The organism is Vibrio sp. Y176, from assembly GCF_033438945.1.
In genome coordinates, this window is the sequence record NZ_JAWOQS010001160.1 from 1 (window position 1) to 523 (window position 523).

Annotated in this window: 1 protein-coding gene; it reads left to right on the forward strand. The window is 48.0% G+C overall.

Annotated features, from left to right (window positions below):
* Positions 1 to 523 (forward strand): efflux RND transporter permease subunit (locus R7O13_RS30755; protein WP_318305705.1); only part of this gene is annotated, 523 nt, incomplete at both ends.

Below are 523 nucleotides of genomic sequence, written 5' to 3' on the forward strand. Positions count from 1 at the left end.
ACCTATCTTGTTCAAGTTCATTCCTAGTGAACTTGCACCTTCGGAAGACAAAGGTGTAGTTGTAATTATGGGTACCGCACCTTCGAACGCGAACTTGGATTACATCCAAAACACCATGAACGATGTAAACAAGATTCTGTCGGCTCAACCAGAGGTGGAATACGCGCAGGTGTTTACCGGTGTGCCTAACTCGAACCAAGCGTTTGGTCTAGCAACACTTAAACCTTGGAGTGAGCGTGAGGCCAGCCAATCTGAGATCACCAAACGTGTTGGTGGATTAGTTGCAAGCGTACCAGGCATGTCAATCACGGCATTCCAGATGCCAGAACTGCCTGGTGCGGGTTCAGGTCTACCAATTCAGTTCGTTATCACGACACCAAACAGCTTCGAAAGCTTGTTTACGATCGCAAGCGACGTTCTGACAGACGTAGCCAGCAGTCCAATGTTCGTCTACTCGGACTTAGATCTGAACTACGACTCTGCAACTATGAAGATCAAAATCGATAAAGACAAGGCGGGCGCA